This window comes from Actinoplanes sp. OR16 (assembly GCF_004001265.1).
Classification (GTDB): Bacteria; Actinomycetota; Actinomycetes; order Mycobacteriales; family Micromonosporaceae; genus Actinoplanes.
Window position 1 is genome coordinate 5245225 of sequence record NZ_AP019371.1, and the last position, 21863, is coordinate 5267087.

General features: G+C 70.9%; 13 protein-coding genes. 10 read left to right on the forward strand and 3 right to left on the reverse strand.

Annotated features, from left to right (window positions below):
* Window positions 1-135 precede the first annotated feature (135 nt).
* From EP757_RS23925 to araD, 4 genes are all read left to right on the forward strand, one after another.
* Window positions 136-2748 carry a hypothetical protein gene (locus EP757_RS23925; protein ID WP_127549541.1) on the forward strand — a complete coding sequence of 871 codons (2613 nt, stop codon included), beginning with the start codon at window positions 136-138 and terminating at the stop codon, window positions 2746-2748.
* Window positions 2749-3015: 267 nt separating this feature from the next.
* Window positions 3016-9066, forward strand: a complete 6051-nt coding sequence (locus EP757_RS23930) for a DUF3320 domain-containing protein (RefSeq protein WP_232049970.1) — start codon at window positions 3016-3018, stop codon at window positions 9064-9066.
* 36 nt (window positions 9067-9102) lie between these two features.
* Window positions 9103-10302: an esterase-like activity of phytase family protein gene (locus tag EP757_RS23935; RefSeq protein ID WP_127549545.1), complete on the forward strand. Its 1200-nt coding sequence runs from the start codon at window positions 9103-9105 to the stop codon at window positions 10300-10302.
* Between the two features lie 359 nt (window positions 10303-10661).
* Complete coding sequence (araD, locus tag EP757_RS23945) at window positions 10662-11369, forward strand: L-ribulose-5-phosphate 4-epimerase AraD (RefSeq protein WP_197725366.1); 708 nt, start codon at window positions 10662-10664, stop codon at window positions 11367-11369.
* Between the two features lie 367 nt (window positions 11370-11736).
* Here the strand turns inward: araD and EP757_RS23950 are convergent, their stop codons facing one another.
* Window positions 11737-12240, reverse strand: a complete 504-nt coding sequence (locus EP757_RS23950) for a hypothetical protein (RefSeq protein ID WP_127549549.1) — start codon at window positions 12238-12240, stop codon at window positions 11737-11739.
* A 146-nt stretch (window positions 12241-12386) separates the two neighbouring features.
* Window positions 12387-13385: a LacI family DNA-binding transcriptional regulator gene (locus EP757_RS23955; RefSeq protein ID WP_127554408.1), complete on the reverse strand. Its 999-nt coding sequence runs from the start codon at window positions 13383-13385 to the stop codon at window positions 12387-12389.
* Between the two features lie 334 nt (window positions 13386-13719).
* On the opposite strand from EP757_RS23955, the gene EP757_RS23960 reads away from it, so the two are divergent.
* The 5 genes from EP757_RS23960 (at window position 13720) to araA (ending at window position 19822) form a co-directional block, all read left to right on the forward strand.
* Window positions 13720-14712 (forward strand): ABC transporter substrate-binding protein, encoded by a 993-nt coding sequence (locus EP757_RS23960; RefSeq protein ID WP_127549551.1) that lies wholly within the window; start codon window positions 13720-13722, stop codon window positions 14710-14712.
* Between the two features lie 67 nt (window positions 14713-14779).
* On the forward strand, window positions 14780-16306 hold the full coding sequence (locus EP757_RS23965) for a sugar ABC transporter ATP-binding protein (RefSeq protein ID WP_127549553.1): 1527 nt from the start codon (window positions 14780-14782) through the stop codon (window positions 16304-16306).
* Window positions 16303-17310 (forward strand): ABC transporter permease, encoded by a 1008-nt coding sequence (locus tag EP757_RS23970; RefSeq protein ID WP_127549555.1) that lies wholly within the window; start codon window positions 16303-16305, stop codon window positions 17308-17310. Before EP757_RS23965 ends, EP757_RS23970 begins: the two co-directional genes overlap by 4 nt.
* On the forward strand, window positions 17307-18335 hold the full coding sequence (gene yjfF, locus EP757_RS23975) for a galactofuranose ABC transporter, permease protein YjfF (RefSeq protein WP_174262440.1): 1029 nt from the start codon (window positions 17307-17309) through the stop codon (window positions 18333-18335). Before EP757_RS23970 ends, yjfF begins: the two co-directional genes overlap by 4 nt.
* On the forward strand, window positions 18332-19822 hold the full coding sequence (gene araA, locus EP757_RS23980; protein WP_127549557.1) for an L-arabinose isomerase: 1491 nt from the start codon (window positions 18332-18334) through the stop codon (window positions 19820-19822). Before yjfF ends, araA begins: the two co-directional genes overlap by 4 nt.
* A gap of 314 nt (window positions 19823-20136) precedes the next feature.
* Here araA and EP757_RS23990 read toward each other — a convergent pair whose 3' ends face one another.
* Window positions 20137-20853 carry a LamG-like jellyroll fold domain-containing protein gene (locus tag EP757_RS23990; RefSeq protein ID WP_127549559.1) on the reverse strand — a complete coding sequence of 239 codons (717 nt, stop codon included), beginning with the start codon at window positions 20851-20853 and terminating at the stop codon, window positions 20137-20139.
* Window positions 20854-21103: 250 nt separating this feature from the next.
* Here EP757_RS23990 and EP757_RS23995 point away from each other — a divergent pair, with 250 nt between their 5' ends.
* Complete coding sequence (locus tag EP757_RS23995) at window positions 21104-21811, forward strand: hypothetical protein (RefSeq protein WP_232049971.1); 708 nt, start codon at window positions 21104-21106, stop codon at window positions 21809-21811.
* The last annotated feature ends 52 nt before the right edge of the window (window positions 21812-21863 follow it).

Sequence of the window (21863 nt, forward strand, 5' to 3'; positions counted from 1 at the left end):
CGTATTCCGGTTTGCCGGATCCTGAACGCTGATTCGGTCGCGCCGCGCTGTTGATCCCGATACGGAACGTACGGATGATCGCACTCGTCCGTACGGACGAGGTGACTGACGGAAAGCAGACACTAGCGTTCCCGTGTGGCGAATCGGTTCCAACTCTGGGGACAAGCGGGCTGGGCAAGTGCCGAGGTGGTCGGCGAGACGCACTACGCGAAGGCGATACGTGCTCTCTTCGGCTCCGACTTCAACCCACAGGGGACCGACATAACCGTTCCCCTGCAGCTCATACCCGACCCCAAGAACCGGCACGACCGTAACGCGGTCGGCGTCTGGTCCGGGCAGTCGCTGCTGGGCCACCTGCCCCGTCCCGAGGCGGCGCGCTACGTCAAGGTCCTCTCCGCGCTGCACGGCCGCGGGCTGGTGCCCGAGGTCAACGGCCAGATCCACGGGCGCGAGTGGGGCGAGTACGACGGCCGCCCGCCCGCCTTCGTCGGCACCATCCGGCTCGACCTCGCCGAGCCGCACATGCTGTTCCCGGCGAACGACCCGCCGCCGGCCGAGCACCGCCTGCTCCCGTCCGGATCGGCCGTGCAGGTCAACGGTCAGCAGCAGTTCCTCGACGCGCTGCGGCCGCTGCTGCGTCCCGAGGGCGAGTGCTGGGCGTACGTGACACTGCACGAGATGGCCGACCACCTCGTCGAGGTCCGCATCGGCGACGCCCGGGTCGGTGACCTGAGCCCGAAGATGAGCGGCGAGCTGCTGCCCACCCTGCGTCACCTCTCCGAGCAGGGGCTGCTGACCGCGGCCCGGGGCATCGTGAAGGGCAATGCCGGCGAGGCCAGCGTGATGCTCTACATCTCCCGCGTACAGGATCTGCCGGAGGCGTGGCAGGGCCGGCAGGCCACCTCTTCCCCCGCGTTCCCCGCTTCTCCGTCCTCCGGCCGGGCCGCCGCGGCACCCGGCGCGGCCTCCACGGGACCGGCCACTCCAGGCGCGGCGCCCGGCCCGGCCGGGGGCATCTCCCCGAACTGGTCCACTCCCGACCCGAACCGCCCCGCCGAGCCCAGCTGGGCGGCGGCGGCAGCCGACGCCTCGCAGCCGTCGTCGTCCTGGACCCCGCCCGGTGATTCCGGCTCTGGCTGGACGCCGCCCGGTGATTCCGGCTCGGGGTGGACGCCGCCCGGTGAGCCGGGTTCCGGCCGGGTGACGCCGAGTGACCTGGCGCCCGGGTGGACGCCGCCCGGTGAGCCGGGCTCCGGCCGGGTGACGCCGAGTGACCTCGCGCCGGGTTGGACGCCCGGCGACGCGACGCCGAGCTGGGCCGCGCAGGGTGAGCAGGTTCCGAGCTGGGCCGCCCGCGACGACGTGACCCAGGGCTGGGCCCCGGGCGGCTCGGGCGAGACCACGGCGGGCTGGCAGGCCGGCGGTTCCGGCCTGCGACTGGGTATCGCCAGCGACGCCGGCCTCGGCCGTACCACCGGTGACAACACGGCCAAACGCGACGCCGCCCTGGGTGGTGCGCCGGACGCGCCGTCCGGTCGTGAGGCGGGTTTCGGTCTCGACGCGGCGGGACTGCCGGTGCGACCCGCGGGCGGCGAGCCCGCGGTGCCGAGCTGGGCCACTCCCGGCGAGGCCGGGCCGAGCTGGGCCACGTCCGGTGAGACGGGTCCGAGCTGGGCGTCGTCCGGCGACGGCGGCCCGAGCTGGAACGCCCCCGCCAACGAGGCGATGCCCACCTGGGCCGCGCCGGGCGAGGCGGTGCCGAGCTGGGCCGTACCCGGTGCCGGCATCCCCGCCTGGGCCACCCCGAGCGCTACGGCCCTGCCGACGCTGCCCTCCACCGGTTCGCTGCCGGGCAGTGCCACCCCGCGCCTCGACCCCCCGGCCGACCCGGACGCCGCCCGTCCATCCTCCCCGGCCCAACCGTCGGCCCTGCCCGGTTCGCCGGCCGCGCTCGCCGGCTCCCACCCTGCGACCACCGGCTCCCAGCCCGCGCTACCCGGCGCTCACGCGTCGAACACCGGTTCTCACGCGTCGCTCGCCGGTTCTCACGCCTCGCATACCGGCTCGCAGGCCTCGCTCGCCGGCGCTCACGCGTCGACCACCGGCTCTCAGGCGTCGCTCGCCGGTTCCCCGGTGTCGTTCCCGGGATCGCCGGTGGCCGCTTCGGCGCAGGCCGGTTCGTCCGCGCCCACGTCGGCCCAGGCCGGTTCGCCGGTCTCGGGAGTCCCGGCCGGGGGTTCGGCCGCGCCTGCGTCCTCGTTCCCGGGATCACCGGCGCCGGGCGCTCCGGCGGACGGCCTGTCGGCGTTGCCCGGTTCTCCGGTGGCCGCGTCGCCGGGTGGAGGGTCGTCCCTCGCTACATCGCCGTCGTCGGGTGGGCCCTCGCCGGCCGACGCCGTATCGGGTGGGTCTTCGCCGGCGGAGGGCGGGTCCGCGGATCCGTTCGGGCGGCCGGTCAGTCCGGCGCCGGGAGGGGCTCACATCGCGGAGACCACCGTCATCCCCGCGCTGGCGGCCGTGGTGAAGAGCAACCCGAGCCGGCTCTCCGTGGCCGCGCCGGTGTCGCCGGCCCCGGAAGCGACCCCTCATCCTCCGATTCCGGGCGCGCCGACCGGGATCAAGTTCGTGGTGCCGCCGGGCTGGCCGGTGCCGCCGGACGGCTGGTACCCGCCGGAGGGCTGGCGCCCGGACGCCGGCTGGCCGCTGGCGCCCGCGGGCTGGCAGTGGTGGGTTCCCGTCTGGGAGTGACGCCGCTGCGAAGGCCGCGCATTTCGTGGGCGATGGCGGGGATGCGCCGATGTGGGCGAGATCGGCGCGCCACGCCCGACCTGTCGTACATGTCGCTAATGTTCTGTTTGTGGGGCTTTAGAGCCGCGTGAGCACGTCCCGCCGCGGGTCGGACAGGCCGAATTCGATTGGTTCAAGTCCGGAACGTCGGATTAACCCGGAAAATCGCCACGGTGACCCACCTCGCCTTGCTGGAATGTGGCAATGCGGTGGGATGATGCTGACGGGTTGACCGGACGGCCGGATGCGCGTGTTCGCGGAGTGCTGGAGTCCTGGCGAGCCGGTCTGCTCGACTTCACCGGCAATAATCCATTGATCGATGTGGATCCTGCGGGGCCGGGAGTGGTGGCGATCGTCAGCCCGACGCCGCGGACCATCCTGGAGGCGCTGCGGGAGGGCCGGGAGTGCGGCTTCCTCGGCATCGAGGAACAGGCCGAGGGGCCGCGGCCACGCGCCGCGAACGTGTTCCAGACCGAGATGATCGACGCGGACATGGACGCGACGCTGCACGCGCTGCGCCGGACCGCGCGGCGCGACCAGTACGAGCAGGGCATCTCGGCGCTCTACCTGACGCTGGGGTCGCTGCACTGGGTGGACGGCGGGCAGCAGTTCGCCAGCCCGATCCTGCTGCTGCCGGTCGAACTGGTCACCCCGGATCCGCTGGACTACCCGCGGCTGCGGGCACGGCAGGACGACCCGATCGTGAACCCGGCGCTGATGGTGCGGCTGCGGGCGTACGGCATCGAGCTCCCGATCGTGGACAGCCTCGCCAACCTCGATCTCACGGTGTTCTGGGCCCGGATGGACGCCGCGATCGGCAACCACCCGGACTGGCACTCCGACGAGGCGGTGCTGCTGTCCCGCTTCGACGTGCAGCGCGAGGTCATGTACGCCGACCTCGTCGAGAACGAGCGGCAGATCCTGGCCCACCCGGTGGTCCGCGCCCTCGCCACCGACCCGATCGCCCAGCCGGACGCGCTGCGGTTCGAGCCGGTCCCGGTACGCCGGATCGACGAGCTGGCAGCCCCGGACGACGTGCCGCTGGTCCTCGACGCCGACGCCGCCCAGCGGTCGGCCATCGCCGCCGCCGTCGACGGCCGGACGTTCGTGATGCGCGGCGCGCCCGGCACCGGCAAGACGCAGACCGTCGCCAACATGATCGCGTGCCTGATCCACGCCGGGAAGCGGGTGCTGCTGGTCTCCGAGAAGGCGGCCGCGCTGGACGGCGTGAAGCAGCGGCTGGCCGGGGTCGGCCTCGACGACTACCTGCTGGAGCTGCACAGCGACCGGATCGGGCGTACGCAGGTGGCGCGGGCCCTCGCCGAGGCGCTCGACTTCATCCCGCTGCCGCCGCCGAGCCTCTCCACCGACGAGCGGGAGGAGCTGCGCCGGCACCGGATCCGGCTGAACGAGTACGCCGAGGCGATGAACGAGGTCCGGGAGCCGCTCGGCCACCGCCTGCACGACGTGCTGGGCATGTGCGCCCAGATGACCGACCTGCCGTCCGGCCCGGTGCCGGGCGCGCTGCCGGTGCCGCTGACCACGCAGTCGCTGCAGCGGGTCCGGGACGCCGCCGACCGGCTGGGCCGCGCCTGGCGCCCGGCCCGGGAGGGCGACGACTTCCTCTGGCGGGACGTGATCGACCGCAACCGCCTGGACGCCCGCCTGCACCAGGCCCAGGCCGCCCTCGACCATCTCATCGAGGCGGAGAACAACGACCGGCTCGCCGAGGTGTTCGAGGCGCACACCATCGCCGAGGCGATCGCCCTGACCACGCTGGTCGGGCACGCCGCCCGCCGGCCCGCCGAGGTGCCCGACGAGTGGCTCACGCTGGACAGCCTGGAGCCGGTCGCGAAGGCGGCGGAGAGCCTGGTCAGCCACTTGCGGTCACTGCACCAGGCGGAGGAGGCGGTCCGCTCGAAGGCCGGCGTCACCTGGTCGGCGCTGCCGTCGCCGGCGAAGCTGCCGGTCGTACCGACGCTGGCGCATTTGAACCCGCCGGCGCTCGAGCTGCTGCCGCTCACCTCGACGCAGGCCCTCGGGCTGGCCCGGCGGTTCGCCGAGGAGGCCGACCGGCTGGAGCAGCACCAGCACAGCCTGGACCGGGTGACCGCGCGGCTGGGCCTGCCGAACGTCGTGGCGTTCACCGACCTGCCCCGGGTCGCCGCGATCGTGGATCTGCTGAACCGGCCGAACAAGCCGGAGCTGGGCTGGTTCGACACGACCGGGATGGCGAACGCCCGGGCCGCCTCCCGGGTGCTGCAGCGCGCCGTCGAGGCGGTGAAGGCCGCCGAGTCGCGGGCCCGGGAGCACTTCAACGACTCCGCGCTGGTGGAGCCGGTGGACGAGCTGGTCGAGCGGTTCGCCACCCAGCACAAGGGGATCCGCAAGCTGCGCAAGCCGTACCGCCGGGACAAGCGGATCACGGCGGCCATCGCCCGGCCCGACGTGAAGCGCTCGGACGCGGTCGCGAACCTCGACGCCGCGGCCGCCTGGAAGAAGGCCATCGGAGAGCTGGAGGCGGCCGAGCTGGAGTACGCCCGGAACCTCGGCCGGCACTGGAAGCACCTGGACACCGACTTCGACGCCATCCAGGACGCGCTGCGCACCGCCGAGGAGACGCTGCGGATCACCCCGCCGCTGGCCGTCGGCGGCATCATCGAGCGGGTCTGCGCGCCCACCCCGAACGGCGCGATCATCCGGATCGTCGCCGAGGCGCGCACCGAGTTCGAGCGGTTCACCGCTGCGCTGCGCCCGGCGCCCGAGCCGGCGCCCCGCCCGCAGCTAGGGACCGGGCCGATCCACGACGCGGTCACCTGGCTGCGGGCGCACGTGGAGCCGTTGTCCGCTGCGGCCGAGCTGACCCAGGCGTACAGCCTGGCGGCCGGCCGGGACTTCACCCTGGCCGAGTCGGCGGCGATCGGGCTGCTCCGGGAGACCGCCTCGGACGCGGCCGGTGCGCTGACCGTGAACGCGGGGGAGTACGCCGAGGTCCTCGGCCCGGTCTACCGCGGCACCCAGACCGACGTGGAGGCGCTCGCCACCGCGATGTCCTGGGCGTCCGAGGCCCGCCGGGTCCGGGCCGGCGCGGACATCGCGTTCACGCCGGAGCAGGCGCAGGCCCTCGCCCAGGTTCGCCCGAGTGACGCCCTGCCGTCCCGGGTCGCCGAATGGCAGTCCGCCCGGGACTGGATCCTGCGGGCGTTCGCGCCGCGCCGGCACCCGTCGCTGACCGCCACCCTCGACGACTACGAGCACGCCCGCGAGCTGATCGCCGCGCTGCTCGAGGACAGCCACGGCCAGCAGGAGTGGTTCGACTACCAGGCGGCCCGGGAGGTGCTCAGCGAGCACGGCCTGGACCCGGTGGTCGACTGGTGCGCGAGCGAGGACCTGGCGGTCGAGCAGCTGCTGCCGGTGCTCGGCCGGGCGCTGTTCCAGTCCTGGGCCGACATGATCATCAGGGAGGACGAGCGGCTGCCCCCGCTCGACGCCGCCTCCCGGGACCGGCTGATCCGCGAGTTCCGGCTCTGGGACACGCTGCTGGAACGGGCCGCCGTCGCCGACGTGATGAACGCCGTCGACGAGCTGCAGCCGTCCGGCACCGCCGTCGCCGAGGCGGCGATGATCCGGTCGGCCGCGGCTCAGCAGGGCCGCCGCCCGACCGTCCGGGACCTGCTCGCCGAGACCCGGCACGCCAGCCTCGCCGTGAAGCCGGCGATGCTCACCATCCCGGCGGACGTGAGCCGGTTGATCCCGTCCGACCTGTACTTCGACGTGGTCATCGTCGACGAGGCGTCCCGGGTGCCGGTCGCCGACGCGATCACCTGCGCGTACCGGGCCAGCTCGATGATCGTGGTGGGCGACGACCGGCAGCTCGGCGCCACCCCGCTGCCCGGCGGCGGCGACGGCCAGTCGATCCTGGGCCTGGCCATCCACTGCGGCGCGTTCCCGGTGTTCGACCTGACCACGCACTACCGCAGCCGGCACGAGTCGCTGATCGCGTTCGCGAACCACAGCTTCTACGCCGGCCGGCTCAACACGTTCCCGGCCTCCGGACCGGCCGGACCGGACGCGGGTGTGCAGCTGTTCGGCGCGGACGGCGACACCTCACTGGCCGAGGAGGTCGCCAGCCGGGTCGCGCACCACCTGGTCACCCGCCCGGACCGCACCCTCGGCGTGGTCACCGGCACGCCGGCGCTGCGCTGGGAGATCGAGGCGGCGGTCGCCGACATGGTGGGCTCGCCCGACGAGGATCGGCTCCGCGGCTTCTTCGTGAAGGATCTCGACTCGGTGCAGGGCGACGAGCGGGACGTGGTGATCCTGGCGATCGGCACCGATCTCGGCGGCCTGGGCGGCCCGGACGGATGGCGGCGGCTCAACGTCGCGACGACCCGGGCGGCCCGCCGGCTGGAGGTGGTCTCGTCGATTCGATCAGGAGACCTCGCCGGGTACGAGGACCTCGCGTATCTCGCGGCCTTCCTCGACTACGCGGTCCGTGGCGAGGACGCTCTGGACCTGACCGATCCCGGCTCGGAGGCGCAGACCCCGTTCGAGGACTCGGTACGGGACGTGATCGCGTCCTGGGGCTATCAGGTGCGGACCCGGGTCGGCACCGGCGCGTTCCGGGTCGACATGGCGGTCCGCCTCTCGTCGCGGCGCACCTCGCCGTACGTGCTCGGCATCGAGTGCGATGGCACCACGTACGACTCGGCGCCGGCCGCCCGTGACCGGGACCGCCTGCGGGAGCAGGTCCTGCAAGGGCTGGGCTGGAACCTTCACCGGATCTGGGGCACCGCCTGGTACCTGGACCGCGAGCACGAGGAACAGCGCCTGCGGATCGCGATCGAGCAGGCCGTCGCCCAGTACCCGGCCGAGACCGCGCCGGAGCTGACCGTCGAGGAGAGCGCCCCGGTCGAGGAGAGCCCGGTCGCTGAGGTTCCGGTCGCTGAGGTTCCGGTCGAGGAGAGCCCGGTCGCCGAGACCCAGGCCGAAGAACTGCTGGAATACGAGGAAGAGGCGTTCGCCGCCGCCGACACCGAAGAGGGGATCTTCGCGGAGGCGTTCGCCGAGGTCTACGGAAGCGCTGCGGACAACGAGGTCACCGTCGAGATCAGCCCGGAGCAGGCGGCCGCCGCGACCGGACCGGTCTCCCAGGCCGAACCGGTCTCCCCGGCTGAATCGGTCTCCCAGGCGGGGCCGGTCTTCCAGTATGGACAGCCGGCCGGCCCCGAGCCCTGGTACCTCGCGCCGGACTACCTGGTCGAGGAGGCCGGCGCCTACCTGGCCGGGGTGGACGACGTGGAGCGCCAGGTCGCCGACGCCGGCCTGGTCAGCGAGCCGGCCCCGGAGGTGCGGGCTTCGGAGGTGCCGCACGAGTGGGCGGACACCCCGTCGATGGTGGACGTCGAGCTCGACGCGGACCTGGAGCCGTTCGCCGAGGACATCTTCGAGGGGCAGCCCGACGTGGTGGCCGCGGTGACCGAGTACGAGCACGTCGTCGTGCCGGCCACCTTCGAGCATCTGCACCGGGACGAGATCGACCCGGCCGACATGCACCCGATCGCCGCTCACGAGCCGCCCTACGAACCGGAGTACCACCAGGAGCCCGCCGCCGAAATCGAAGAGGAGCATCCTGTTGCCGCTCACCTCGCCGAGAACTGGGCTTCGGCGTACAGGAAGGCGCAGTTGGAAACGCTCCCGGCCGGCGCCGGACTGACCGACCCGGACTCCCGCCCGGTGTTGATCGACGCCGTGCGGAGGCTGGCGCAGGTGGAGGGGCCGGTGCACATCGCGATCGCGCTGCAGCGGATGCGTGAGGAGTGGGGGCTCACCCGGATCACCAAGCACGCCAAGGCGGCCATCGAGGAGGCCATCACCGAGGCCGGTCTGGGCTGGGACGGCACGTTCCTGAGCGACCCGGAGCAGGTCGAGCCGATGGTCCGGTTCAAGGCCGAGGACGTGGCGCGCAAGGCTGACCAGGTCGCCGACTCCGAGCTGAAGGTGGCCCTCGAACACCTCGTCCACGACGGCGGCGTGCTGACCGTCGACCAGCTGCTCGCGGCGACCGGGCGGCTCCTCGGCTGGTCCACGCGGCGCTCGCCCGAGGTGGACGCGCGGCTCACCACGCTCATCGCCGATCTCGTCGACGAGGGTCACCTCATCCACCAGGCGGACGGTCTCGCGATCGGGCACGGCCTGCCGGACATCACCTCGCTGCCCCGGCACGACGCCGGGACGAAGGCGTCACGGCCGCGTCGGTCAGCGGCCAGCCGGAAGTGAAGCGGGGTTCACCGTCGATGCCTACCGTCCGGCCACATGGGAAAGATCATTAATCGTACGATCGCCGGAGCCGGCGCCGTCGCGCTCACCCTGACCCTGGCCGGCACCGCGTCGGTGGCCGGCGGGCAGCACCACGACAAGATCACCAAGCCCATGCTGACCGGCTGGGCGTCGCTGCCCGCCGGAACGTTCGTGCCCGGCAGCGAGCCCTCCGGCAGCCTGGTCACCGGCAACCTCAACGGCTTCACCGCGCCCTTCGCCGACCAGCCGGTCCAGGGCTTCTCCGGCATCGCCGACAACGGGGACGGCACGTTCGACGTGCTCTCCGACAACGGGTACGGCAACCAGGCCAACTCGGGCGACTTCCTGCTCCGGGTCCAGCGGCTCGCGCCGGTCTTCCGGGACGGCAGCGTCGACGTGGTCGGCGGCGTCAACCTGACCGACCCGGACGGCCACGTGCCGTGGAAGCTGACCCGCACGGACCGGGTGCTCACCGGCGCCGACTTCGACGTGGAGTCGATCGTCAAGGGCGCGGACGGCTCGTACTGGATCGGCGACGAGTTCGGCCCCTACCTGCTGCACTTCGACCGGACCGGCAGGCTGCTCGCCGCGCCGGCCCCGCTCGACGGCGTCGTCGCGCCGGAGACGGCCGCGCGGACCGGCGTGACCGCGACCCTCGGCAGCAGCAAGGGCTTCGAGGGCATGGCCGCCTCGCCCGACGGCCGCTACCTCTACCCGCTGCTCGAAGGCACCGTCACCGGCGACCCCGCCGGTCAGCTGCGGCTCAACCAGTTCGACCTGCGCACCCGCAAGTACACCGGCAAGCGCTGGACCTACCAGCTGGACTCGCCGTCGCACGCCATCGGCGACGCCATCGCCGTCGACAAGGACCGCTTCCTGATCATCGAGCGGGACGGCGGCCAGGGCGCCACCGCGGTGAACAAGAAGATCTACCTCGCCACCAAGCGCTCCGACGGCACGCTCGCCAAGAAGCTCGTCGTCGACCTGATGAACATCGCCAACCCGCGCGGGCTCGGCGGCTTCGGCACCACGTTCACCTTCCCGTTCCAGACGATCGAGGACGTCGTGATCCTGGACGCCACGACCATCGCCGTGCTGAACGACAACAACTTCCCGTTCTCCAGCGGGCGGACCGCCGGCGTGGCCGACAACAACGAGTGGATCACCATCGCGCTGCCCGAGTCGCTGCACCCGGACAGGCGCGTTCTCCGCTGATGTGACGCTGTGATGTCCGGGTGTTCGCCTGCTGGACACCCGGGCCTCCTACCGCCCAGCGGCACCACCGACAACTTCACGCGATACCTGGCGCAGCGGCCGGCGACGACCTCCGGATCGCGCTGCGATACGACGGGATGGCCGATGACGCGTACCCCCTCGTCCTGGTCTCCTATGAAGTCGTGTGCCAGACCGGGACGCCGGACGGTTTCCTGGCGTACGCGGCCGGCGCTTCCTGAGCAGCTCAGGGCCGGGTGGAGCTGGCAGTGTTGGCGTTAACGTGACGTTTCCAGGCCTGGTATGCGTCGGTTATGGTGAGCGCTAACATTCGCAACTTTGTTTTGTGTGGGGAGACGGCGTTGACTTACGGTTCGAAGGCCCTGCGCCGGGCCGTGCTCCGGGCCAACCTGATGATCCCGGCGGCCGGGCTCGCCCAGCTGACCTGGGGAAACGTCAGCGGCATCGACCGTGAGGCGGGGCTCTACCTGATCAAGCCGTCCGGCGTCGCGTACGACGAGCTGACCGAGGACCACCTCGTCCCCGTCGACCTGGAGACCGGCAAGGTCCTCGCCGGCGACCTGCGCCCGTCCGTGGACAGCGAGTCGCACCGCGCCTTCTACCTGGCCTGGCCCTCGATCGGCGGCGTCACCCACACGCACTCCACGAACGCCGTCGCCTTCGCGCAGGCGGGGCTGGACATCCCGCTGCTCGGCACCACGCACGCCGACACCTTCAACGGCCCGGTCCCCGTCACCCGGGGGCTGACCGCCGCCGAATGCGCTGTGGACTACGAGCTCAACACGGGCCGGGTGATCGTGGAGACGATCGGCGACGACGAGGCTGCCGCGGCCATGCCCGCCGCCCTGGTCGCCAATCATGGGCCGTTCACGTGGGGTGCCGACCCGGTCAAGTCGGTGCAGAACGGGATCATCTGCGAGGCCGTCGCGGAGATGGCCCTGAAGACGCTCGCCCTGAATCCGGCGGCGAGCATCCCGCAGCACTTGCAGGAGCGCCACTTCAAGCGGAAGCACGGGCCGGGCGCGTACTACGGCAACCCGAAGCCCTGAGGTCACCGGCCGGGCATCTCCCCAACGGCATCCCTACCGGGTGCGGACCGGGCCGGCCGTCCCGGCCCGGTCCGCCCGCTTCCTCGCATTCCTGCCTTCATCCACGGCGGACCGGGGTCGGTGACCGCATCGGGAAGTCGCGGCGTGAGCAGAACCGTGTGCTCCGATGGCGCCGCACGCACTCCGTGCCTCGCTGCCCTCTCCGCGATCCCTCTCCGCGATCCCTCTCCGCGGCCCCTCTCCGCGGCCCCTCTCCGCGGCCCCTCTCCGCGATCTTGAGCTTTTTACCACCGGATCCGGTCGTAAAAAGCTCAAGATCCGCCATGGGAGGCCACCCGCGAGCTCGGGCCGGTCGAGGTGCTGGCTGTCAGGTGGTGGAATTGGGGCGCGGGTTCGGGGTCGTGGGGCGGGGTGCGTCGGCCGGGCGGTTGCGCAGGAGGTTCTCGAGACGGCCCGTCGGGGCGGCCGGCGCCGGGTGGGCGTTGGCCGGCTGAGCGGTGGCGGCCGGGCGCAGCGTGCGTGGCATGTTGGGGGCTGCGCTTCGCGGGCGGGGGATCGCTGCCGGCTGGTGACGCCAGGTGAACGCCACGCCGCCCAGGAGCACCGTCTCACCGGGGGCGCACAGACCCGACTCGCGGAGGTCGGCAGACCCGTCGCGACCGTAACTGATCATCAGGCTGGTGTCGGTGGAGCCCGGTGTGGTGTGGACGGCGTGGACTTCGCCGTAGCCGGTCAGGCCGGTTCCGTAAGCCGTCAGGACGGTGGCGCGACCGCGCAGCGGCACGGCCAGCTCGCGACCGGCGGTGTCGCGGATGTGCAGGGTCCCTGAGAGGCGGGGGCGGGACCGGCGGCCGAGCCAGCCGCTAACCATCGGCGGACATCTCTGCGGGTGTGTCGTCGTTGAGCACCCCTCGGACTGTAACGGCGATGGGGGCACACTGCGGGATCAATCACCGTCGCGGGTGAGTTCCGGCCCTGCTCACCAAGCGACTGCCAGATCGACGACACTACGCAGCGTCACGCCAGGGGTGCCGTGGTGCTGGCCCGTGCCACCAGCGACGGCGCGACGACCACGTCCTCCGGCGGCGACTCGCCGGGTGGACCCAGGTGGCGCAGCAGCAGGGCGAGGGCGCGTCGGCCCAGTTCGGCGAAGTCCTGCCGGACCGTCGTGAGTGGAGGCAGGAAGAAGCCGGAGTCGGGCATGTCGTCGAAGCCGACGACGCTGACCTCGGCGGGTACGCGCCGCCCGGCCTCGTGCAGGGCGCGCAGCACGCCGAGGGCGATCCGGTCGTTGGCGCAGAAGACGGCGGTCACCGCGGGGTCGGCGGCGAGGCGGCGGCCCTGCTCGTAGCCGGCGGCCGCGTCCCACCATCCGGCGGTGACGGCCGGGACCACGGCGCCCGCGGCGTACAAGGTCTCTCGCCATCCTTCGACCCTGGCCTGTGCTTCGGGCCAGTCGGGTGGACCGGCGACGTGATGGACCGTGGTGTGACCGAGTTCGAGCAGGTGGCGGGTGGCGAGCCGGGCACCCTCCATGTTGTCCACCCGCACCGTCGGAAACGTTTCAACCTCTGACGAACCGGCGCCGCCGACCGCCACGCAGGCCAGCCCGCCGGGAGCGTGGGTGAGGGCGGTGAGCACCGACGGCTTGGGTGCGATCGCGATGATGCCGTCGACGTCGTGCTGGGCCAGCCGGTCGACGGCCTCCAGGACGGGCCGCTGTTCGAGATCACGCACGGTGGCGACGCTGACCAGGTAGCCGGCGGCCCGGGCGGCGCTCTCGATGCCGTAGAGCATCGACTCCGGCCCGAAGAGCGTGGTCTCGAAACCGATGATGCCGAGGGTGTGCGACTCGCGGGTGGCGAGGGTGCGGGCGGCCAGGTTGCGGCGGTAGTTGAGCGACCGCATCGCGGCGAGCACACGCTCCCGGGTCTCGGCGCGCACATGAGGGTGTTCGTTGATCACCCTGGAGACGGTCTGGTGGGAGACCCCGGCCAGTTTCGCGACGTCGCGCATGACGGTGCCGCGCTCCTTGCCGGTGCGGGTCAGGCGGCGCGCACGGGAGGCCGAGGAGTGCTGCTGGGCTGCGGGTTCCGGACCCGGCGTCGCTGGAGGGGTCGCCATTGGACGATTCCTAGCAGGTGATGACGCGGTGACCCTCGGCGATACCGCCGTTTGTGCAATCTGGCTGAAACAAAGATCGAGATCTCTTGACGAGCCCGTTGAGAACGGTAACACTCACGAAACGCAAGCTGTGACGCCGGTCGCAGCAGTACGACTATCCCTGCGGTCAAAGCACGTGCCGTTGACCGCTGCTCAATTTGTGAACGGTAACAAGTTTCGGGAGGTTATGGTGCGCAGGAACTGGACCGCGGCTGCTCTGAGCGGCATCCTGGCCGTGTCCGTGCTCGCCGGCTGTGGCGGCAGCGACGGTGACGACAGCGGGTCGGGCAACAGCGACGATGGCAAGATCACGCTCGGGTTCTCCCAGGTCGGCGCCGAGAGCGGCTGGCGTACCGCGAACACCAAGTCCATCCAGGAGTCAGCGGCATCGGCTGGTATCGATCTTAAGTTCTCCGACGCCCAGGGCAAGCAGGAGAACCAGATCTCCGCGATCCGCAACTTCATCACGCAGAAGGTCGACGTCATCGCCTTCTCGCCGGTGGTCACCTCCGGGTGGGACGCGGTGCTGCAGGAGGCCAAGGACGCCGGCATCCCGGTGATCCTGACCGACCGCGCGGTGGACTCGCAGGACACGTCGCTCTACAAGAGCTTCATCGGCTCCGACTTCATCGTCGAGGGCCAGAAGGCCGGCGACTGGCTGGTCAAGGAGTACGAGGGCAAGAACGAGCCGGTCAACATCGTGGAGCTGCAGGGCACCACGGGCTCGGCGCCGGCGCTCGACCGGCAGAAGGGCTTCGCCGAGAAGATCGCGGCGAACCCGAACTTCAAGATCGTGAAGTCGCAGACCGGTGACTTCAAGCGCGCGGACGGCAAGACTGTGATGGAGACCTTCCTGCAGTCCACCCCCGACATCGACGTGCTCTACGCCCACAACGACGACATGGGTCTCGGCGCCATCGAGGCGATCGAGGCGGCCGGCAAGAAGCCCGGCACCGACATCAAGATCATCACGGTTGACGCGGTCAAGGACGGCATGACGGCGCTCTCCGAGGGCAAGATCAACTTCATCGTCGAGTGCAGCCCGCTCCTCGGCCCGCAGCTGATGGAGCTGGTCAAGAAGGCCGACGCCGGTGAGGAGATCCCCGCCCGGGTGCTCACCGAGGAGACCACGTTCACCCAGGAGCAGGCGAAGGAAGCCCTGCCCACCCGTCAGTACTGATCGATCCCGACGAGTGCCCCGGCCGGCCCGGCCGGGGCGCTTTCGGAGCTTCGAAACGGAGCAGGTAATGGGCGAGCAGTCCCCGGTCCTCGAGATGACCGGGATCCGAAAAGTCTTTCCCGGCGTCGTCGCCCTCGACGGCGTCGATTTCCGGCTGTTCCCGGGCGAGGTCCATGCGCTCATGGGCGAGAACGGCGCCGGGAAGTCCACCCTGATCAAGGTGCTGACCGGGGTTTACACCATCGACGGCGGCGAGGTGAAGCTCGGCGGCGAAGTGGTGCACATCAACGGCCCTCTGCAGGCTCAGCAGGCCGGCATCAGCACCGTGTACCAGGAAGTGAACCTCTGCACCAACCTCTCGGTGGCGGAGAACATCTTCATCGGGCGCGAGCCGCGCAAGTTCGGCCGGATCCAGTGGGGCCTGATGCGGAAGCGCGCGAGCGAGCTGCTCGCCCGGCTCGATCTGAACATCGACGTCTCCGCGCCGCTCAACACGTACTCCCTGGCGATCCAGCAGATGGTCGCGATCGCCCGCGCCGTCGACATCTCCGCCCGGGTCCTGATCCTCGACGAGCCCACCTCCAGCCTCGACTCGTCCGAGGTGGAGCAGCTCTTCGCGGTGATGCGCCGGCTCAAGGAGGACGGCACGGCGATCCTGTTCGTCTCGCACTTCCTCGACCAGATCTACGAGGTGTCCGACCGGCTCACCGTCCTGCGCAACGGCCAGCTCATCGGTGAGTTCAAGACCGAGGAGCTTCCCCAGGTACGCCTCGTCGAGAAGATGATCGGCAAGGAGCTCGCGGCCCTGGAGTCCCTGGAGGACAAGGCCCAGCGCAACCGGGAGAGGACGGCCGAGGCCGAGCCGGTCCTCGAGGCGAAGGAGCTGGGCCGGACCGGGGCGATCGCGCCGTTCAACCTGACCATCCACGCCGGCGAGGTGGTGGGCCTGGCCGGGCTTCTCGGCTCCGGCCGCACCGAACTGGCCCGCCTGCTCTTCGGCGCCGACAAGCCGGACACCGGGACGCTCTCCCTGGAAGGTAAGCAGGTCAACCTGCGTGACCCGCAGGTGGCGATGAAGCGGGGGATCGCCTTCTCGTCGGAGAACCGCCGGACCGAGGGCATCATCGGCGAGCTGAGCGTCCGGGAGAACATCATCCTGGCGCTGCAGGCCTCCCGTGGCTGGACCCGGCCGATCCCACGCCGCAAGCAGGACGAGATCGTCGAGAAGTACATCAAGGCGCTGCAGATCCGGCCCGCCGACCCGGAGCGTCAGGTCCGCAACCTGTCCGGCGGCAACCAGCAGAAGGTGCTGCTCGCCCGCTGGCTGATCACCGAGCCCCGGCTGCTGATCATCGACGAGCCCACCCGCGGCATCGACGTCGGCGCCAAAGCGGAGATCCAGAAGCTGGTCGCCGAGCTGTCCGACGGCGGCATGGCGGTGCTCTTCGTCAGCGCCGAGCTGGAAGAGGTCCTCCGGCTCAGCCACAAGATCGAGGTGCTGCGGGACCGGCGTCTGGTCGAGGAGCTGGAGAACACGCCGGACGTCGACGCCGACCGCATCATGCAAACCATCGCCAGCGGAGCTACAGCATGACCATCCTCAAGAACAGGTTGTTCTGGCCGGCGGCGATCCTGGTGGTCCTGCTGGTCGTCAACGCGTTCACCTCCAACCAGTTCGTCACGGTCCGCGACGGGCACCTCTTCGGCAGCCTGATCGACATCCTGCGGGGCAGCGCCCCGCTGGTGCTGGTCGCGCTCGGCATGACGCTGGTGATCGCGACCGGCGGCATCGACCTCTCGGTCGGTTCCGTCATGGCGATCTCCGGCGCCGTCGCCTGTCTGCTGATCAGCGATCTCGGCAACCAGAACAGCGTGGGCAGCGTCCTGCTGATCATCCTGGTCGCGATCGGGGTGTCGCTGCTGGCCGGCCTCTGGAACGGGACGCTCGTCGCGATCATCGGGATCCAGCCGATCATCGCGACGCTGATCCTGATGGTGGCCGGCCGCGGCATCGCGCAGCTGATCACCGATGGTCAGATCATCAACGTGCAGTCCGGGCCGTACGCGACGATCGCGACCGGGTTCTTCCTGGCGCTGCCGGTGGCGTTCCTGATCGCCGTCGCGGCGGTCGTGCTCATCACACTGCTGACCCGGCGTACCGCGCTGGGTCTGCTCCTGGAATCGGTCGGCGGCAGCCCGACCGCAAGCCGCCTGGCCGGCATCCGGGCCAAGCGGATCACCGTGATGGTCTACGTCGTGTCCGGTGGGTTCGCCGGGCTCGCGGGCCTGATCTACAGCGCGAACATCAAGAGTGCGGACAGCATCGCGGCCGGCAACCTGATCGAGCTCGACGCGATCCTCGCCGTGGTGATCGGTGGCACCGCCCTGATCGGTGGCCGGTTCTCCATCGCCGGCACGGTCCTGGGCGCGGTCCTCATCCAGGCGCTCGGCGTCACGGTCGTGGCGATCGGCGTACCGTCCGATCTGACCTTGCTCTTCAAGGCCGTCGTCGTGGTCGCGCTCTGCCTGTCCCAGTCCCCGGAGTTCCGGGCGAAGGTGTTCGGGCGATTCAAGACGCGGACGGAGGCCATCGCGTGACCACCATCGACGCCACGCCGGACACCGGCAACAAGAAGGACTCGCCGGTCAACCCCCGTCGGCGGGTCTACCGGCCGAACACCAAGTACATCCCGATCCTGGCGACCCTCGCCCTGCTGGTCATCATGTACAGCGCCGGCGTGGCGAACTACGAGAACTTCGGGCAGCCGAGCGTCATCGTCAACCTGTTCCGCGACAACGCGGTGCTGCTGGTCGTCACGGTCGGCATGACGTTCGTGATCCTCACCGGCGGCATCGACCTGTCGGTCGGCGCCGTCATCTCGATGACCACCACGCTCACCGCCACCCTGCTGCAGGGCGGCTGGCCGCCGCTCGTCGTGCTGGTGCTGGTCCTGCTGCTCGGCTCGCTGATCGGCGCCGGGCAGGGCGCGGTGATCCACTACTTCAAGGTGGAGCCGTTCATCGCGACGCTGGCCGGTCTGTTCCTGGCCCGGGGCATCGCGCTCTTCATCAACCAGAGCTCGATCCCGATCCGGGACGAGACCTGGAAGGCGATCTCCGAGTACCGGATCCCGCTCGCCGACGGCGTCGTCACCAAGCCGGTCGCCATCGTGGCGATCCTGGCGGTGCTGATCGCCGCGGCGGTGCTGGCCTGGACCCGGTTCGGCCGCAACGTCTACGCGATCGGCGGCAGCGCCGACTCCGCGCTGCTCATGGGTCTGCCGGTGGCGCGTACCCGGATCGCCGTCTACACCCTGAGCGGCTTCTGCGCGGCGCTCGGCGGCGTGCTGTTCAGCATCAACTCGACCTCCGGCTGGGCCCTGCAGGGCAACGGCCTGGAGCTCGACGCGATCGCCGCCTGCGTCATCGGCGGCGTGCTGCTGACCGGCGGTTCCGGCTACGTCTTCGGCGCGCTGCTCGGCGTGCTGGTGACCGGCCTGATCCAGACGATCATCATCTTCCAGGGTGACCTGAACGCCGCCTGGACCCGGATCATCGTCGGCGTTCTGCTCTTCGCCTTCATCGTTCTGCAGCGACTCGTGACGCGAAAGGTAAGTAGATGAGCAACGGGGAAGTCTGGTTCCTCACCGGCAGCCAGGGGCTCTACGGGCCGGAGACCCTGGACCAGGTCGCGTCGCAGTCCCGCGAGATCGCCGCCCAGCTGGACGCCTCCATCGACGCCGACGTGGTGTGGCAGCCGGTGCTCACCAGCGCCGAGCAGATCCTCGACGTGTGCCGCCGGGCCTCGTCGACGCCGGGCGTGCTCGGTGTGATCACCTGGATGCACACGTTCTCGCCCGCCAAGATGTGGATCGCCGGCCTGGACGCGCTGCGGGCGCCGCTGCTGCACCTGCACACCCAGCACAACGTCGAGCTGCCCTGGGCCGAGATCGACATGGACTTCATGAACCTCAACCAGGCCGCGCACGGTGACCGGGAGTTCGGGTTCATCGAGAGCCGCCTCGGGGTTCCGCGCAAGACGGTGGCCGGGCACGTCAGCAATCCGGCGGTGATCAAGAAGATCGAGACTTGGGTACGGGCGGCCCGCGGCTATTCAGCGATGCGCACGCTCAAGCTGGCCCGTTTCGGCGACAACATGCGGGACGTGGCCGTCACCGAGGGCGACAAGGTCGAGGCTCAGCTTCGCTTCGGCGTCTCGGTCAACACGTACGGTGTGAACGACCTGGTGGCGGTCGTGGACCAGGTCCTCGACGCCGAGATCGACAAGCTGGTGTCGGAGTACTCCGACATCTACGAAATCGCGCCTTCTCTGCTGGCGGGTGGCGATCGGCACGACTCCCTGCGCTACGGAGCCCGGATCGAGATCGGCCTCCGGCAGTTCCTCACCGAGGGCGGCTTCAAGGCGTTCACCAGCAACTTCGAAGACCTCGGCGGCCTTCGCCAGCTACCCGGCCTCGCGGTCCAGCGGCTCATGGCCGACGGCTACGGCTTCGGCGGCGAGGGCGACTGGAAGACCTCGGTGCTGGTGCACACCCTCAAGGCGATGGCCCCGGGTGGCGCGACGTCCTTCATGGAGGACTACACCTATGACCTGACGCCGGGCAACGAGGTCATCCTCGGCGCCCACATGCTGGAGGTCTGCCCGACGATCGCGGCCGGCACCCCTCGCCTTGAGATCCACCCGCTCGGCATCGGCGGTCGCGAGGACCCGGTCCGCCTGGTCTTCGACGCGGCGCCCGGACCGGCGATCGTGCTCGGCCTCGCCGACCTGGGGGAGCGGTTCCGCCTGGTGGCGAACGAGATCGAGGTGGTTCCGCCGACCGCGCCGCTGCCGAAGCTGCCGGTCGCCCGGGCCGTCTGGAAGCCGGCGCCGACCCTGGAGACGTCGGCCGAGTGCTGGCTCACCGCCGGCGGACCGCACCACACCGTGCTGTCGGCGTCGGTCGGCGCCGAGGAGCTCGCGGACCTGGCCGAGATGGCCGGCACCGAGCTGCTGGTGATCGACCAGGACACCACGACGCGGTCGTTCGCCAAGGAGGTGCGCTGGAACCAGGCGTACCACCGGCTGGCCCGCGGGTTCGGCCGCTGACCTTCTCGCTGTCCCGTCTCCCCGCTGTCCCGTCTCCCCGCTGTCCCGTCGTCCCGTCTCCCCGCCTCCTGCGCGGATCTTGAGCGATTCCTGGCCCCTGCGGGTGGGAAAACGCTCAAGATCCGGGCGGTGCCACGGTGCCACGGTGCCACGGTGCCACGGTGCGGTGGTGCGGTGCGGTGCGGTGCGGTGGGGCGGTGGGGCGGTGCGGTGGGGCGGTGCGGTGCGGTGCGGTGGTGCGGCGGTGCGGCGGGGCGGTGCGGTGCGGCGGTGCCACGGCGCGGCAGTGCCACGGCGCGGCAGTGCGGCGGTGGTCACCACGCCGGGGGTGCGGCCTCGATCGTGATGTAGTCCAGGTCGCCCGCGTAGTAGTCACACCCGACGTCGATCTGGTCGCAGTCCAGCTTGCCCCCGATCGACACCGGCCACGAGTTCACGATCGGGCCGGTCCAGCCGCTGCGCGCCGCCACCTGCTGCCCGTCGATCATCAAGGCCACCCCTTGCTGTACGCGGACGCACCGCACGATGTGCCAGTCCCCGTCGTTGATCGAGTACGGCGCGACCACCTCCAGGAACGCCTTGGGCCCCCGGAACGTGCACTCCACCCGCCCGCTCGGGATCTGCAGCTTGAAGTTGCCGCCCGCGACCGTGGCCTGTCCCTTCTGGATGATGTTGCCGAACTTGTTCCTGGTGCGGAGCCGGACCGTGACGGCGTAGTCGTTCGTCCCCGGATCGAGGGCCGCATCGTCGGGAACCACGACCAGATGGCCGGGCCGGGTGGGCGGGGTGTCCGGTTCGAGGCGCTCGAAGTGGTAGCCGATGTCGTCGCCCGACGTCAGTCCGGTGGCGACCTCGCCGCCGATTCTGCCCTCCAGGCCGTTGCCACTGCTGTCGAGCATCCGGGTGGCGTGCGGCTGCTCGTCCATCCGCCAGTACGCGACCGTGTATCCGGCCTGGCCGGTCGCGCCGGCCGGGGTGGGCACGAGCACGGAACCGGCCGTCAGGGCGGCGGTGAGGAGTGCGGCCAACATGATCCCGAGCCTATTGGGGCGAATATCCGTTTTGTGCCTGGTTCCGGAAATCGCCTGCTCGGCGTGATCGTTCGTTCACCGCTGCTCTCTCGCAAACGGCCTGCTCAAGTTGGTAGCATCCGCCGATCATGGTCATAGCTCCGACGGGAACCCGGGGCCGGGACCTGATCCCCCTCTGCGCTGACAATCAGATAAGGAACGTGTCGAAGTGCTGCTCAATGGGACGGACAGTGAGACCTCGGAGCACACCATGATCCCGCCGAACCCCGGCCTGCCGAACCAGGCGCTCCAGGTGCTGGCCCTCGCCCAGCGCACGGCCGAGGAGCACGTGGCGAGTGCCCAGCACCACGCGGACAAGATCCGTACGGATGCGCTGGCCGCCGCCGAGCAGATCGCCCGGGACGCGCAGGCGCACGCGAACAACGTGCGCCGGGAGGCCGATCGGGTGCTGGCCGAGGCGCGCGCCGCGGCCGAGCAGATGGCCCGCGACGCCCAGGCCCGTGCCGAGGAGGCCCGGCGTACCGCCGAGAAGATCGTGTCGGACGCCCGTTCCCGGGCCGAGACGATCGGTGCCGACGCGGTCGCCGGCGCCGAGCAGCTGCGCCACCAGGCCCAGCAGCGCTACGACGACGTGGTCGGCAGCCTCGGCCAGAAGCGTGAGGCGCTGCAGCAGCAGATCGAGGCCCTCGAGGACTTCGACCGCGAGTACCGCGGCCGTCTCACCGCCTTCATGCAGAGCCAGCTGCGCGCCCTCTGGATGGACGCCCCGCAGCTCGCCGCCGAGGTGATCGACGAGGAGCCGGTCGCCGAGGAACTGGAGGCCGCCGCGCACCCGCAGTCCGCGCACCCGCAGTCCGCGCACCCGCAGCCCGTGCAGCCGGCCCGGCACGCGCACCAGCAGCAGGCGGAAGCCGCCGACGAGTCCGAGGACGACGAGGACGAGCCCGCCGAGAAGTGAGCTGACGGAGAAGGCCCGGGTTCTGACCGGGCCTTCTCCCCATGCCGAGCAG

What these genes read in the sequence shown, in the direction of transcription:
- araA (WP_127549557.1), top strand. Translation starts at nt 18,332, where the DNA reads ATGAGCAACGGGGAAGTCTGGTTCCTCACCGGCAGCCAGGGGCTCTAC.
- EP757_RS23955 (WP_127554408.1), bottom strand. Translation starts at nt 13,385, where the DNA reads ATGCGCGACGTCGCGAAACTGGCCGGGGTCTCCCACCAGACCGTCTCC.
- EP757_RS23960 (WP_127549551.1), top strand. Translation starts at nt 13,720, where the DNA reads ATGGTGCGCAGGAACTGGACCGCGGCTGCTCTGAGCGGCATCCTGGCC.
- EP757_RS23990 (WP_127549559.1), bottom strand. Translation starts at nt 20,853, where the DNA reads ATGTTGGCCGCACTCCTCACCGCCGCCCTGACGGCCGGTTCCGTGCTC.
- EP757_RS23995 (WP_232049971.1), top strand. Translation starts at nt 21,104, where the DNA reads ATGATCCCGCCGAACCCCGGCCTGCCGAACCAGGCGCTCCAGGTGCTG.
- EP757_RS23965 (WP_127549553.1), top strand. Translation starts at nt 14,780, where the DNA reads ATGGGCGAGCAGTCCCCGGTCCTCGAGATGACCGGGATCCGAAAAGTC.
- EP757_RS23935 (WP_127549545.1), top strand. Translation starts at nt 9,103, where the DNA reads ATGGGAAAGATCATTAATCGTACGATCGCCGGAGCCGGCGCCGTCGCG.
- EP757_RS23950 (WP_127549549.1), bottom strand. Translation starts at nt 12,240, where the DNA reads ATGGTTAGCGGCTGGCTCGGCCGCCGGTCCCGCCCCCGCCTCTCAGGG.
- EP757_RS23970 (WP_127549555.1), top strand. Translation starts at nt 16,303, where the DNA reads ATGACCATCCTCAAGAACAGGTTGTTCTGGCCGGCGGCGATCCTGGTG.